The sequence below is a fragment of the Finegoldia sp. P2-F-LR genome, assembly GCF_052932265.1.
Genome location: NZ_JBRFJF010000060.1, coordinates 1 through 218, shown reverse-complemented (window position 1 = coordinate 218; position 218 = coordinate 1). Strand labels below are relative to the sequence as shown.

General features: G+C 51.4%; 1 pseudogene. It reads left to right on the top strand.

From position 1 onward, the window contains the following. Positions 1 to 218: pseudogene (locus ACU68W_RS09420) on the top strand (response regulator); the annotation flags it as partial.

Here is a 218-nt window from a genome sequence, read left to right as displayed (position 1 = left end):
CACCTGGACAACCAGGTACTCCAGAACAACCAGGAACACCTGAACAACCAGGAACACCTGGACAACCAGGTACTCCAGAACAACCAGGAACACCTGAACAACCAGGAACACCTGAACAACCAGGTACTCCAGAACAACCAGGAACACCTGAACAACCAGGAACACCTGGACAACCAGGTACTCCAGAACAACCAGGAACACCTGAACAACCAGGAACA